This window comes from Paenibacillus eucommiae (genome assembly GCF_017874215.1).
GTDB lineage: Bacteria > Bacillota > Bacilli > Paenibacillales > NBRC-103111 > Paenibacillus_AI > Paenibacillus_AI eucommiae.
Genome location: NZ_JAGGLB010000008.1, coordinates 27,386 through 40,703 on the forward strand (window position 1 = coordinate 27,386; position 13,318 = coordinate 40,703).

Annotated in this window: 11 protein-coding genes; 3 read left to right on the top strand and 8 right to left on the bottom strand. The window is 38.9% G+C overall.

Annotated elements, in window-relative coordinates; translation table 11 throughout:
- The first annotated feature begins 182 nt into the window (after positions 1–182).
- Both J2Z66_RS13485 and J2Z66_RS13490 read left to right on the top strand, forming a co-directional pair.
- Positions 183–1,724: a tyrosine-type recombinase/integrase gene (locus J2Z66_RS13485; protein WP_209971964.1), complete on the top strand. Its 1,542-nt coding sequence runs from the start codon at positions 183–185 to the stop codon at positions 1,722–1,724.
- 19 nt (positions 1,725–1,743) lie between these two features.
- Positions 1,744–3,096: a hypothetical protein gene (locus J2Z66_RS13490; protein ID WP_209971965.1), complete on the top strand. Its 1,353-nt coding sequence runs from the start codon at positions 1,744–1,746 to the stop codon at positions 3,094–3,096.
- A gap of 524 nt (positions 3,097–3,620) precedes the next feature.
- Here J2Z66_RS13490 and ppsA read toward each other — a convergent pair.
- Positions 3,621–6,215 carry a phosphoenolpyruvate synthase gene (gene ppsA, locus J2Z66_RS13495; protein WP_209971966.1) on the bottom strand — a complete coding sequence of 865 codons (2,595 nt, stop codon included), beginning with the start codon at positions 6,213–6,215 and terminating at the stop codon, positions 3,621–3,623.
- Positions 6,216–7,076: 861 nt separating this feature from the next.
- On the opposite strand from ppsA, the gene J2Z66_RS13500 reads away from it, so the two are divergent.
- Positions 7,077–7,769 carry an adenylate/guanylate cyclase domain-containing protein gene (locus J2Z66_RS13500; RefSeq protein WP_209971967.1) on the top strand — a complete coding sequence of 231 codons (693 nt, stop codon included), beginning with the start codon at positions 7,077–7,079 and terminating at the stop codon, positions 7,767–7,769.
- A gap of 232 nt (positions 7,770–8,001) precedes the next feature.
- On the opposite strand, the gene J2Z66_RS13505 is transcribed toward J2Z66_RS13500, so the two are convergent.
- The 7 genes from J2Z66_RS13505 to J2Z66_RS13535 form a co-directional block, all read right to left on the bottom strand.
- Positions 8,002–9,246, bottom strand: coding sequence for a DUF4153 domain-containing protein (locus J2Z66_RS13505; RefSeq protein WP_209971968.1), 1,245 nt, complete (start codon positions 9,244–9,246; stop codon positions 8,002–8,004).
- A gap of 69 nt (positions 9,247–9,315) precedes the next feature.
- Complete coding sequence (locus J2Z66_RS13510; protein ID WP_209971969.1) at positions 9,316–9,537, bottom strand: helix-turn-helix domain-containing protein; 222 nt, start codon at positions 9,535–9,537, stop codon at positions 9,316–9,318.
- Between the two features lie 10 nt (positions 9,538–9,547).
- Positions 9,548–10,027, bottom strand: a complete 480-nt coding sequence (locus tag J2Z66_RS13515; protein ID WP_209971970.1) for a DUF2975 domain-containing protein — start codon at positions 10,025–10,027, stop codon at positions 9,548–9,550.
- Between the two features lie 264 nt (positions 10,028–10,291).
- Complete coding sequence (locus tag J2Z66_RS13520; RefSeq protein ID WP_209971971.1) at positions 10,292–11,119, bottom strand: NmrA family NAD(P)-binding protein; 828 nt, start codon at positions 11,117–11,119, stop codon at positions 10,292–10,294.
- Positions 11,120–11,150: 31 nt separating this feature from the next.
- Positions 11,151–11,528, bottom strand: coding sequence for a MerR family transcriptional regulator (locus J2Z66_RS13525; RefSeq protein ID WP_245375522.1), 378 nt, complete (start codon positions 11,526–11,528; stop codon positions 11,151–11,153).
- A gap of 256 nt (positions 11,529–11,784) precedes the next feature.
- The gene (locus J2Z66_RS13530; protein WP_209971972.1) at positions 11,785–12,552 is read right to left on the bottom strand and encodes an ABC transporter permease; all 768 of its coding nucleotides are present in this window, start codon (positions 12,550–12,552) and stop codon (positions 11,785–11,787) included.
- Positions 12,553–13,314: an ABC transporter ATP-binding protein gene (locus J2Z66_RS13535; protein WP_209971973.1), complete on the bottom strand. Its 762-nt coding sequence runs from the start codon at positions 13,312–13,314 to the stop codon at positions 12,553–12,555.
- Positions 13,315–13,318 lie beyond the last annotated feature (4 nt).

The following is a 13,318-nucleotide window of genomic DNA, read 5'->3' on the forward strand; positions in this document are numbered from 1 at the left end:
AAAATTGTGAAAAAATAATTATTAAATAATAAATTAAGACACATCAAATAGATATTATACTTAAATCGGTTGCTGCTGCAATCGGTTATTTCTATTATGATTAGGTTATTAAATTATAAGTTATCAATTTCTTGGAGATAATGATTTTATAAATCTAAGTTTGAGATAAGGAAGTCACAGATATGAAAAGAAATAAAATTATGGCCACTGAAAATAAGTATGCTGGAAATAATAAACTAATTACTGCCGAAGGTAATGAAGAATTGAATAAAGACACATGGGATGTGAGAGTTTTAGGTATTACATATATTTACACACGGAATGATTTTCATTTAACATTTAAAAATATAGACATTCAGTTAAGGCCTCTCCTAAAAAAATATGTTATAGATCGTTTATTTACAAAAAATTCTATTTCGTGGCAAACAGCAAGGAATGATGTATTTCATCTAAGGAAATTTTTCGAATTTTTTTGTTTGAAATATCCGGAACTTAATCATTTGAAAAACCTTGAAAGAGGTGATATTGAGGAATATTACATATTTCTAAAGGAAAGTAAATTAGGTGGTAATGACACAAAATATAAGGGAAAACCCTCTTCAGACTATTACTTATGGAGAATGATTGGTATTTTGGAAACCTTTTTGACTTACATACAAAGATACGAATGGGAAGAGGCTCCTCTAAAAGGAATTAGAAACTTAATTTATCAAGAGGACAGGCCAATTGTTAAAAATAAAAAAATAGAAGAATATGAGATCATTACAGATTTTATATGGGCACAAGTAATTGATAATCTAGATAAAATGATACCTCATTACATACCTATCTTATTGATCCTAGAATCAACAGGATTAAATTTGAATGATGTTTTAACACTTGATCTAGATTGTTTACATGAAACAAGTGAAGGCTTTCGTGTAAAAGTGACCAAAAGAATTGTGAAAAATCATAGTATTCCAGTTTCTAATGATATAGCAGAAATAATTAAGCATCAACGTAAAATTATAAAAACTCGATTTCCGGTGGAAATGAACCCCAGGAATTTATTATTTCTGAAGACCTCTGGCAAAGCACCAGGGAAACCATATTTATATATATCTTTTTACAGGCAACTCAACAATTTTTCTAAGGACAACAATATTAAAGACGAAATGGGCAATTCAGCACATTTTAATTCCAGGGCTTTCAGAAATAGATTTGGTATAAATCAACTGGCTTCAGGCAAAAGTGTTCCTGAAGTTCAAAAACTATTTGCTACAGTAACACCATACTTAGCCATGATCTGTGCCCAAATTAAAGATCGTGATTTAGATAAAAAGTGGGAAGAGACTAAAGAAATGTATGGATTGCGTTTAAACCCATTAACAGGGGAAACAATCACTACCTTTCTTGAAAATATGGCCGACGAACAGGGGATAAATCAAGAATGGTTAAGACGTAACCACGAGTCACTTAAGATGGAACATGGATATTGCGTTAGACCTTCTCAATCACATTGTCAATACATTCATCAACTTATAGAAATGCCTTGCATTCATCATAAATGCCAGAGTTTCTATGTTGATTCTTCGTTCTTACATTATTATTTGGATCAGATATCAAAGATGGAAATTGAAATTGAACGCTATAAGAATATGGGTAGATATAGATCAGCTGAAATACTTGAACCGAGATTATTCAAATATAGAGAAATATTAAAAAAAATTCAGGGGATTTCTTAATCTGAGAAGGATGATAGTCATGTTTATTACCTGGAATGAAAATTGGATATCACGTTATGAATCAGTATGGTCTATCCTTGAAAAAGCAAAGTATGTGAATAAAGTAAATACTAAACAGCTATTAACATATCTGGGCTATCCTACTCAAACTAAAGATTTATTAAATTTTGGGATACTGAATAATAATCATATTACAAATACATTTGGTATTTGCTTGTATAGTCATACTCAAAACTCAATTGAAGAGATGACAAAATTTTTACCAAAAAATATCGAGAAATCAATGCTGGTGCGAAACAAATTGCATTATTGTAGCGAGTGTCTTAGATATGGATACCATAGTTTATTACACCAAATAAAATTATTTTATTATTGTCCATATCATATGAGTCCATTAATGAACACCTGTCAATCTTGTGGAGATTCTATTTTATTTGAACCATCCTTAAGTCAACAAGAAAGTGGTTTCATATGTAAATGCGGGGGATTAATTTCAAATATCAAATTAAATCATTTTAATAATTGGATATTTAAACAAGATATTAGTGGGGCTGAATTAAAAGAATGGGTGAATTTAAAAATAGATGAAAATAATCGAATCGCTCACATGTATATAACAAATAATATATTGCTTGATAATAAAAATATACGTAGCATGTTTTTAGAAGTGAGTAGGGGAGTAAATCCATTTGCGAATAAACAAGTTTCTTTATTACAATTTCGCCCCATTAAATCCGATTTAAATAATACTCAAAATTTACACGATGAGATTTACGAATCTATAAGGCAAACCGTAAAAAGTGTAGAAAAATATCTGATACATAGAGTGATAGTAAAGCACCAAAAATGTATTGAGAGGGTAGTAACTGACAAAGGAAAAAGTAATGATACATGCATTTATGCTGTAACACTTTTGAATTGGAAAAGGTCCTTATTAGATATTGATTTAGTTCAAAGAGAAATGGGACCGGCAGGAAAGAATAAGCTGAAAAAATTTGATATTCTTGTGCATATTTTCACAAATGAGATTCATAAATTACTTGATTATTCAATAAAATACTTACAAAAAGCTAGCCTCAAAAACTGCAATTTTACGGCTGCTTTAAAGTGGATAGTAAACCATTTTATTGTTATGATTGCATTAACAAGTTTTTTTGATATATTGCGGTATGTTAATTCCAATATTGAGAAAATAAAAGTTAACAGAAATATATTAACTAATTTACCCAAAGAGATATTTACTGTTCCTTGTGTGTTTTATCATTTTCCTGATGATTTAATAAAAGACAATATTGAGATCTATTGGTTTAAGAATAAAAAAACAACAGCAGCCAAAGCTTATAAACACGCCTATTGTAATTGGATGCAATAGGCCGTGGCCGCATGTTTGCATAAATAATAACACCTATTGAATTGGTTTTAAGAATAAAAAAACAACAACACAACAGCCGCAGAGGAGCCAGCTAAAGAATAGGACAAGAATAGGACAATGTTTGTGTCTTTTATGGGATAATGTTTGTGTCGTCCGACAACATATTGGGAGGGATTATTTCGATTTATAGACATATGTATAAAATACGGGTTTTGTGAATATGTATATATTGAATTCTTAAAAATTAAATTTTTCTTCTTTTCCTGTTTTTCCAAAATCCCCTTTTGTTTTGATTATAAAACCAATTCCCCCCCCCCCATCAGTTTTTAGTTTAAGAAAAAATAAAAAATAAATTAATTCTCTTCAAAAGATTTGTTTTTCGTTGGGGTTATTGTTTGCTTGTGTACGCGTTAACAAACTAATTGCTTTCACTGGAACCCCAGTTCTCATAAATAAACAACACCCAAATCAAATGATTTTGATTTGGGTGTTGTGTTGTTTGCTCTTTTATTTGCTTTTATTACCTACAATATTTCGATATAACCTTCGGTTCCATGCACGCGAATTCGTTGCCCATCTTTTATCAGTTTGGTAGCATTTTCCACACCGACAACTGCTGGCAAGCCATATTCACGTGCGATAACTGCTCCATGAGTCATCAGACCACCAACTTCGGTGACTAGGCCTTTTATGGATATAAACAATGGTGTCCAGCCAGGGTCAGTAAAGGATGTGACTAATATATCTCCATCTTCTAGATTAGCATCTTCCATGTTCAAGATTACACGTGCTCGTCCCTCTATAACTCCGGAAGAAACAGGTAGACCTACAATAGATTCGGCTGGGAGATTTTCTCGTTTGTACTCACCTGTAATGATTTCACCATCAGACGTGATAACACGTGGTGGAGTTAGTTTTTCATATAATTTGTACTCGTCTTTTCGTTTGATGATGATCTGGTAATCCACTTTTTTGGTGCGTACGACTTCGTGAAGTTCTTCAAAAGTGAGATCATATATATCTTCTTTTTCATGAAAAACGCCTGCTTGAACGAGTTGTTCGGCTTCTTTCAGTAAAGCCTGCTTATAAACGAAGTAGCGATTAACCATGCCGTATTTTGGATATTCCCGATAACCGATGAAATTCCGGATTAGGTCGATCATTCGTTTTGTTTCTTTGGCTTTTTGTTCACCATCCGGTAATGGCTTCAATCGATCTATTAACTCTTGTTCTTTTTTCAAAGCTTCCTGTCGCCCTTGCTCAAACTTCTGATTGCTCGCATTAGGCTCAAAGTTTTTGATGTTACCCAGAATCATCGGGACGAGTGTAATCGGTTTTTCACTCCAACGAGTTTTAGAAATATCGATTTCTCCGGCACATCGCATTCCGTACTTACTGAGATAAGCATAGATAGCATCTTGGATTTCCTGTCCACCTTCAAACTTAACCAGTTCATCCAAAAAATTATCATCGCTTACATGTTGTAAATAATCAATGACTTCAGGGTATGGACGAATCACATCTGCGACATCCAATAGCGCCAGACCCATTTCCGAAGTAATATTGTTGGGTACAGATTGAGAAAGCGTATCTGCTGCGTTTTTTTCACCTAACCACTCGTTCATTTTCTCATTGATCCATGATGAGGCATTCATAGCAGCCATAAACACAGCCGAACTTTGGGGGTCAAATAAGATCTTCTTTAATTGCTGGATATCTTCCAGAATAAAATCAAACAAATCCGATCCCGATTTCGCTTGGATGTTTTGTTTTAACTCTTCTATCGATGTTTGACTACGCTTAATTAAATCAGAAACAATTGTCGGATCGTTCTCGAATTGTACCAGCATGTCTGTATTACTTCTGTTGGGAATCGGTGCTGTTTGATCATTTGGTAACAATTTTATAAAATCTCGCTCTATTATGGTCATGAGTGCGCCATTTATGAGCGGATCGGATCCCATCGTATTTAATAAAGTTTCCCGGCCGACAGGTGTAGCCAGTCTAGGTGCAACATCAACAAACAACCTCCCACCGGCTTTACGCATAGGTGCAGGAGTAATTAACAGGTAAAAAGACAATCCCAATGGTTTTATTGGATCTGTCATCATTTGTTGATGAGCAACGGATAGATAGACGTGATTTTCTTGATCATTCGCTTCAGGGATCGGGTATAAAGTAGTGATCGGCCGACTCTGGACAATATAAAAGGTATCATCAACCAAACACCATTCGATATCTTGTGGGCAACCAAAATAAGCTTCGATCTGTCTTCCTATGCGTGCTAGTTGTAAAATTTGTTGGTCAGTGAGTGTTTGAGTCTTTTGCTGATCAGGATTGATATGCTGTGTCTCTGTTCCACCTTCTTTTAGTCCATAGATAGCCAATTTTTTGCTTCCTATTATCTTATCGACAATTTTCTCTTCCTGTACTTTATAACAATCGGCAGATACCAAGCCAGAGACCAGTGCTTCTCCAAGCCCAAAACTGGCATCGATGGATAGGAGCTTTCGGTTAGAAGTAATCGGATCAGCGGTAAATAAAATCCCTGAAGCCTGTGGGAAAACCATCCTTTGAACGATAACGGATAAATAAACCTGGCTGTGGTCAAATCTGTTTTGCATACGGTAAATTACCGCGCGATCCGTAAATAGTGAAGCCCAACATTTGCTGATATGCTGCAAGATTGCTTCTTTGCCGATGATATTTAAATAGGTGTCTTGTTGGCCAGCAAAAGAGGCATGCGGTAAATCTTCAGCAGTCGCACTAGAACGCACTGCATAAGCATTTTCCTCACCAAACTGGGAAAGATAGCGAGTAACTGCTTTCACAACATCGGAAGGAATTTCTACTTCCATAATGATTTGTCGAATCTCCCTGCTGATTTCACCAATTTGATCTCGATCTTGTACTTTTAGTTTGGTTAGTCGATCCAACAAAGAATGATACGTTTCGTTTTGTTCGATGGTTTTTTGAAATCCCACCGTTGTAACACAAAATCCTTCTGGTACTTGTATTCCTTCAATTTTTGATAATTTCCCTAAATTTAACCCTTTTCCGCCAACGAGCAAAAGCTGCGTGTTTTCCATTTCCTGAAAACCGAGAACCAAAGTACTCATTCAACATCTCTCCCCTATCTCCATTAAATTAAGAAAAAACATTTGACAAGAGTTCGCCTGCATGGTAAAATTAAATTGTAAGATAACATAATTACGACCATTTATTTTGGTAAAGTCGTAATTTGATTATATCATCGTGTCTTTTTATATGCAATAAGAAAAACCTGATAAAACTATCCAGGTTCTTTTTTGATTTCCCGGCATCATTAGTCACATCAAAACCGTGGTTCTAGCCGATCTCCGTCGCTACATAGTTCCCCGTTCTTCATTTACTGGTACTTTTCAAACTCGATATTCCCGCTCCCATTTCGAACATGAAACGGATTATTACTACTTCCTATAATCACCATCCCTTGGTATCCCCTACTTGATAAATGCGAAAAGCTAAATCCCAATCTTTAATCTTTGGAATCCACTCCTCTTCAACATTCATAAAAAATCTCTCCTTCCATGGTTATGACAACCTTGATTGGAATCATACAATTGTAAAAATGCTGCATTTCATTCAGGTATCCGAAACATTTCTGAACCATGTATTTGCCTTGGAGTATAGGGCTCCAAACGCTTTGGACGCAATGTAATCACATCCCCACTTCCTTCTATAATCCCTCCGTTGTCATTTTACCAAAAAACTCGACGCTACTTATGGTAGGGTTCATCACTGTCTGCAACGGCAAGTTTTTGGACCGTCCTATGCAGGTTTGCCTTTATGAGATTCCTTGAGGTGTCCTTCAAGATGTTGCATCACCCATCGCGTATATATGGAAAATATTGTATATTTAAAAAGCATTATTTCTGGGGAAGAGGTTGGAAATTATGGATGATTTCAAGAGTGTATACTGCAAAGGATGTTGGCAACAGATGAAGGTGCCAATCTTTATTCGCAGCCCAATATCTTTTCCTTTTCGTCTTATGGGAATAAAGCCCAGCCGGATGCATCCAAATCTATGCACGATTTGTGAATCTATGTTTACGAAAGTTAAGAAAAACAAACAGATCGAAATCCAGGCCACCGTCATGTTCGCCGACTTGAGGGGGTATACCCGTCTATCTGAACATGCCGATCCAGCAGACATTGCACGGTTGTTAGACAAATTTTATGACGAATGCGCGCCGGCCATTTGGAAGAGGGACGGCATTATTAATAAAATGATCGGTGACGCGGTGCTTTCTATATTTAATTTCCCCTTAGAGCGGCACGATCATGTCCATCAGGCTGTCATGGCCGGCATAGAGATCCAAAGGAATTGCAGAGATATGCAATCCGAATTTTCAACCATATCAGGTGTGGACGCCCCGGTCAAGATCGGGATTGGCATCCATACAGGTATGGCCTCTATCGGTGAATTTGGCACAGCTTATAAGGATTTTACGATTATTGGGTCTGTTGTCAATAAAGCTTCCCGAATTCAAGGCGCAGCCCAAAACGGAGAAATCTTGATATCAGATGATGCCTATCACAGTATCAAAGGCGATTATCCGCATTTGGAACCCCATACTTATAACCTGAAGGGTATTGACCAACCCGTTGTTGCCTACGCTGTTCCGTTGTAATGCAACCCTGCCGGTTTCAAAATGTAAAGAACCCTCTAATTTCGAGAGTTCTTTTTTATGTGCCCCTATTATTTGTTGAACTATCGGTTACCTGTTAATTTTAAAAAACGAGCCCTCGTACAACTAAACACGCCTTTGAAGCTTGACATTCGAAACAATACTCTATTCCACATGCTTCCTGTACTTTCCTGCCTTTGTGAATTTATATGCTAAAACGTAAAATCTGATTCTACTAAAAAATTAAAGGAAAAGTAAATGTAACGAAAGCTGCCCAAAGCCCATAGACCGGCAAATACTTAGTAACGGCATCTTGGATGGTTGACGGTCCTGTTTTGTTTTGTAGAAAACGCATATAGGAGAGCATAATCCAAATCAGATTGGCCCAGATAAGTATGTTTACGCCTAAAACAGCAAGTCTGTTGGGCGTGATCCCATAAAAAGAAAGCCTGAACACTATGGCTGATAAAGCCACACTATCAATGACAAGTGCAAGAACAATTAGGGAAAAATTTATATAATCAGAAATGTTCTTTTTCTTGTCTGTGCTGCTTTCGGTAATGGAAAATATGGTGACGGCCAATACAGCAAGAAGTATTCCGTTGAAAGATAGGAGGAAATCACGGTCCAAGAATGGATTTTTTCCAACCACAATAACCGTTATCAGATAGACCAACAATGTTGCCATTACAAGAGGACTGAAAATTTTGGCTATATAGGGTGCTATATTTTTAGCAAGTTTAAGGTTCCTTGTTACCAGGTAAGTAGCCACAATAGATAGCGCGGCAGCACCAAATAGAACAACATTTTTAAAATAAAATTCAGAAATATCCATGCCGACAAATTTAAATAACTGCATCGTTAATGCTGTTAGCAGCATTCCGCTAATTGCCATGCTGGCGTAAAGTATGCAAAGTTCCCCATTAAATTTAAGATAGGCTAATCTTATGCTGCCTCTGGCATAGTCATTTCCTGTAAATGCAAGACCTACTACTACCCATAGGAAAATGGGAAGGTGTATGTAAGCCAGGATAATACTGTCTGTCAGCTCAAGTGGCAGCAAATTCAGAAAAAATACGGAGATTAGGAATGACGATGCCAGGGTGTAAAGAACCTTTTTTTTCGGTGAATTATTGAATGCAAAATAGATGGCAATTAAGGGAAGTATACCAAACACAAGATTAATAGGGGCTATTGCTTCCTGTTCGACAAAATGAAAAAGGATTCTTGTAATTATCCCGGCCAAAATGGCTAAAATGCCCATGGATAGGAAATCTTTTTGAAACAAGGAAGTTTTTTCTGTATGTACCGTCTCCTTAAAATGTAATCTTTCATACCAAATGGCAAGAACCTGCGAATCAGGGTTTTGTTCCCAGGCGTGCGAGAATGACTTTTTAAAAGCTTCGGGTTCTTTTCTATACATTCTCTCCAGCTCATGGGGGTTAGCCATATTTTCAATAATCAGATTGTTAATGTCCATGGATGTACCTCCCCTAATAATTGTCATATTAAACCCTACTTTCCTTCGCGATGGTTTAACCAAACTTTTTTATGCTTGAGCGTCTTCGTCAATTTTGTATTCTAAAATATCTCCAGGCTGACATTCTAAAGCCTTACAAATCGCCTCTAAAGTAGATATTCGAATCGCTTTTGCCTTTCCATTTTTCAATATCGAAATATTGGCCATCGTTATTCCGACCCTCTCCGAAAGTTCTGTAACGCTCATTTTCCTCTTTGCCAACATTACATCAACATTGATGATAATCGCCATGTTATTCACCTCACACTGTTAAGTCATTTTCTGATTTTATCTCGATGGCATTTTTTAAAAGCTTTTGAAGAACAGCAGCAAAGACTGCAATCACCATGGAGGCAAAAATCATCACCATCCCGATTAGTATGAGACCCGGGGCATCATCTTTCTCCGCTATGAGATAAAAGAGTGGCAAGCCTGCCACATACAAGCTGCTGATTATGATTGCACAGAATTTAATATTCTTTAAAACGTGTACAGATAGCTCCGAGAAGGCTTTATTCTTGTCAATATAGCTTAGAAGTTTAAACGCTTGATACAAAGCAAAGTAAAAAGGTATCGCGGTTGCATACAATTCGATATAAACAAGATATTTCAAATAAGTATGATCTGGATACAGTTCTGCTGCAAAATTCGCTATCTCTGGCACCAAAAATATGCACAAAGCAAGAACCGGGATTCCCATAAAAATAACAGCTACCTTTAAAAAGAGTGTTTCTCGTTTCATAATTCGCACCTCACCTTGTTATTGTCAATCTGATTTTAATACAATATTTATCGTTTTGCAATATATAATTACTGATTTTTATTATATTATTGTTGTTATAAAACCCCCTTCACCTTTAGACAAAGCAAAAAAGCATTCCTCACTATCAAGAAATGCTCTATACCATTAATTTAATGGACCCAGTCCTATGTGTTCCTTTTATTTATTCAGCAATCGTTACCTGTCGCAGCTTAATCTTTAGTTGCTACTTTGTAACACTTCGATTTATGGGTTTTTAAAAAATTGCACGTGTTCAGACACCCACTGGGCAAAGGTGCGTGCTGGGCGGCCAGTGACCTTCTCGACGGTAGGAACCACTGTATACGCAGACTTAGGAGGGTTGGCATGCCAACCTATTACAAAATCAATAACGTCCTCTTGGGCCCCCTTATTCCGCATGCGTTCGCGGGCTTGCTCTTCAGTGAGCTCGACGAAACGGATATCCTTCCCGATTGCTGCACTGATCGTGTGAACCTTCTCTGGTATCGTCAGCACTTCGGGGCCGGTCAACGTATAGATTTTACCTGCATGACCGGTGTTGGTCAGAGCGGTTGCAGCCACACTGCCGATGTCGGCCGGGTGAATCATAGCATCCAAAGAGTCAGCGAATGGCTCCTTCACAACGCCTTCCGAGCGAATGGACTCTGCCCAGACAAGTGTATTTGACATAAACTCTGGTGGCGGCTGGAGAAAGGTCCACTCAAGGCTGCTGGCTTCGACAGCCTGCTCCACGGGTCCATTCACACCGCTCCACAATAACGTGACTCGCTCTACTCCAGCTTTCTTGGCCAGTTCAACAATTTCGGGTCCAGTCTGCAGCGGGCCGAAACCTTCACTGTTAAAAGTGATTAAGTGCATGCTGGTAACGCCCTTCAGCGCGGGCACAAGAGACTCCGGAAAAGCAAGGTCCCCATATACGACCTCAACCCCTTCTGGAAAATTTGCTTTTGTCGGGTTGCGCGTCATCGCACGCACATTATGACCTGCCTGGACAAGTTCTTCAACGATATAGCGACCCACATTTCCGGCCGCTCCTGTTACTAAAACCGTCATAGCTCATCCTCCTTGAATTCTTTTATCTCTTTTATCTTAGGTAGTTTTTCATTAAGCTGATTTGCTTTTTCAAACTTAATTCTGCATCTGCTAATGCTTTCTGCTGGCGAATAACATCATCCAGTTTTGTTTCATAGATTTGCAGTAATTCATCACAATACTCGTCTTTTTCGCCGAATTCATGGTTTTCGGGATATTTGCAATACATAATAGTTTTTATCTGATCCGTTGTGAGTCCTAAATTAAGATAGAGTTGAATCGTATGAATAACTTCGACAATGGAATCATCAAATTCGCGATAATTATTGTCAAGACGAGAAACGGTTATCAACCCTTTTTTTTCATAATGTCTTATGGATCGAATACTAGTACCAGTCTGTTTAGCTATTTGACTTATTTTCATTTTCATACCTCTACGCCCCTTTTTTTGTAACCTTTTTCATCATAAGGTATGACACTAGTGTAATAGTCAAGTTCTTTTTGTTTAGATATTGGAACAACATTTGGTAAGAAGCCACGTTAAAACGCAAAATAAAAAGCACCACTTGGGTGCTTTACGCTGAGCTGATATTTCGGCACTTGGGAAATGCACTGCAACGTAGAATTTACCATTATAATGACATTTATAACGACATTCGTTTCTACACTGGTCATAAGTCCTTTTTTTACACCCGCTTTTTATACACCCACATTGCAAAGAAATATGCTACGAGCAAAATCCCGACGCACCACGCAAGTGCAACCCATATATCATTGCCCACCGGTTGATCTGACAATAGTGCACGGATAGCTTCCACGATCGAGGTCACCGGCTGGTTTTCGGCAAAGGCGCGAACGACTGACGGCATCGACTCGGTCGGCACAAACGCCGAGCTGATAAACGGAAGGAAGATAATCGGGTAGGAAAAGGCACTTGCACCATCCACCGTTTTTGCGGTCAGTCCGGCAATCGCCGCGACCCAAGTTAATGCCAACGTAAATAGTGCGAGTATGCCGGCTACTGCAAGCCATGACAGGATCCCAGCTGGCGAACGAAAGCCCATAATCAAACCTACGAGAATGATGACGATAACCGATATGGCGTTGGATACCAGCGAGGTCAGCACATGCCCCCACAGTAAGGTGGAACGTGAAATCGGCATGGAGTGAAACCTCTCGAATATACCCCGCTGCACATCGGTAAACAGGCGGAATGCCGTGTAGGATATACCGCTAGCAATAGCAATCAGTAGTATACCGGGCAACAGGTAATTCACATAGTTATCCGTTCCGGTTTGAATTGCACCGCCGAACACATAGACGAACAGCAGCATCATCGCGATCGGCATGATGGTGACCGTGACGATGGTGTCCATACTGCGGGAAATATGGCGCATGGAACGTCCAAGCATAACACTTAGATCACTGAAGAAGTGTTTCTTTGCCTCCTCCATTTACTTCGCCTCCTTTTTGCCGACTATGGCGAGGAATATTTCTTCTAATGTCGGCTGTTTTTCAACATACTCCACCTTTGCGGATGGGAACAGCTTTTTTAGGTCCGAGAGCGTGCCGCTGGCGATAATCTTGCCCTCATGCAATATGGCAATTCGGTCGGCAAGCTGCTCTGCCTCCTCCAAATACTGCGTAGTCAGGAGTACCGTCGTGCCGCCGTCGGCAAGCTCCTTGACAATCTTCCAAACCTCGATGCGCGCCTCGGGGTCAAGCCCGGTGGTCGGCTCGTCGAGAAAAATGATCTTCGGTTTTCCTACGAGGCTCAAGGCGATGTCGAGCCTGCGGCGCATCCCGCCCGAGTAAGTAGCTACCCTGCGGTCTGCTGCGTCAGTCAGGCCGAAGCGTCTAAGCAAATCTTCCGCTACCAGACGCGGATTGTCGAGGTATCGTAATTTGGCAATCAAGATTAGATTTTCCCGTCCGGTCAATATTTCGTCCACGGCGGCAAATTGTCCGGTCAGACTGATCGCCTGCCGTACGTTTTCCGGCTTTAACGTGACATCGAATCCGTTTACGGTGGCGGTTCCGCTGTCTTGCTTGAGCAGTGTGGACAGGATTTTGACAACCGTGGTCTTGCCCGCCCCGTTGGACCCGAGCAGCGCGAAAATACTGCCCTCTTCCACCTCGAGATCTACGCCTTTTAGGACTTGAAGCTGCTTGTAGGACTTCTGCAACCCAGTCACTTGAATGGATTTATTATTCATTCTA

Coding starts and splice junctions, on each gene's coding strand:
- ppsA (WP_209971966.1), bottom strand. CDS start 6,215: ATGAGTACTTTGGTTCTCGGTTTTCAGGAAATGGAAAACACGCAGCTT.
- J2Z66_RS13485 (WP_209971964.1), top strand. CDS start 183: ATGAAAAGAAATAAAATTATGGCCACTGAAAATAAGTATGCTGGAAAT.
- J2Z66_RS13535 (WP_209971973.1), bottom strand. CDS start 13,314: ATGAATAATAAATCCATTCAAGTGACTGGGTTGCAGAAGTCCTACAAG.
- J2Z66_RS13520 (WP_209971971.1), bottom strand. CDS start 11,119: ATGACGGTTTTAGTAACAGGAGCGGCCGGAAATGTGGGTCGCTATATC.
- J2Z66_RS13510 (WP_209971969.1), bottom strand. CDS start 9,537: ATGGCGATTATCATCAATGTTGATGTAATGTTGGCAAAGAGGAAAATG.
- J2Z66_RS13525 (WP_245375522.1), bottom strand. CDS start 11,528: ATGAAAATGAAAATAAGTCAAATAGCTAAACAGACTGGTACTAGTATT.
- J2Z66_RS13515 (WP_209971970.1), bottom strand. CDS start 10,027: ATGAAACGAGAAACACTCTTTTTAAAGGTAGCTGTTATTTTTATGGGA.
- J2Z66_RS13500 (WP_209971967.1), top strand. CDS start 7,077: ATGAAGGTGCCAATCTTTATTCGCAGCCCAATATCTTTTCCTTTTCGT.
- J2Z66_RS13530 (WP_209971972.1), bottom strand. CDS start 12,552: ATGGAGGAGGCAAAGAAACACTTCTTCAGTGATCTAAGTGTTATGCTT.
- J2Z66_RS13505 (WP_209971968.1), bottom strand. CDS start 9,246: ATGGACATTAACAATCTGATTATTGAAAATATGGCTAACCCCCATGAG.
- J2Z66_RS13490 (WP_209971965.1), top strand. CDS start 1,744: ATGTTTATTACCTGGAATGAAAATTGGATATCACGTTATGAATCAGTA.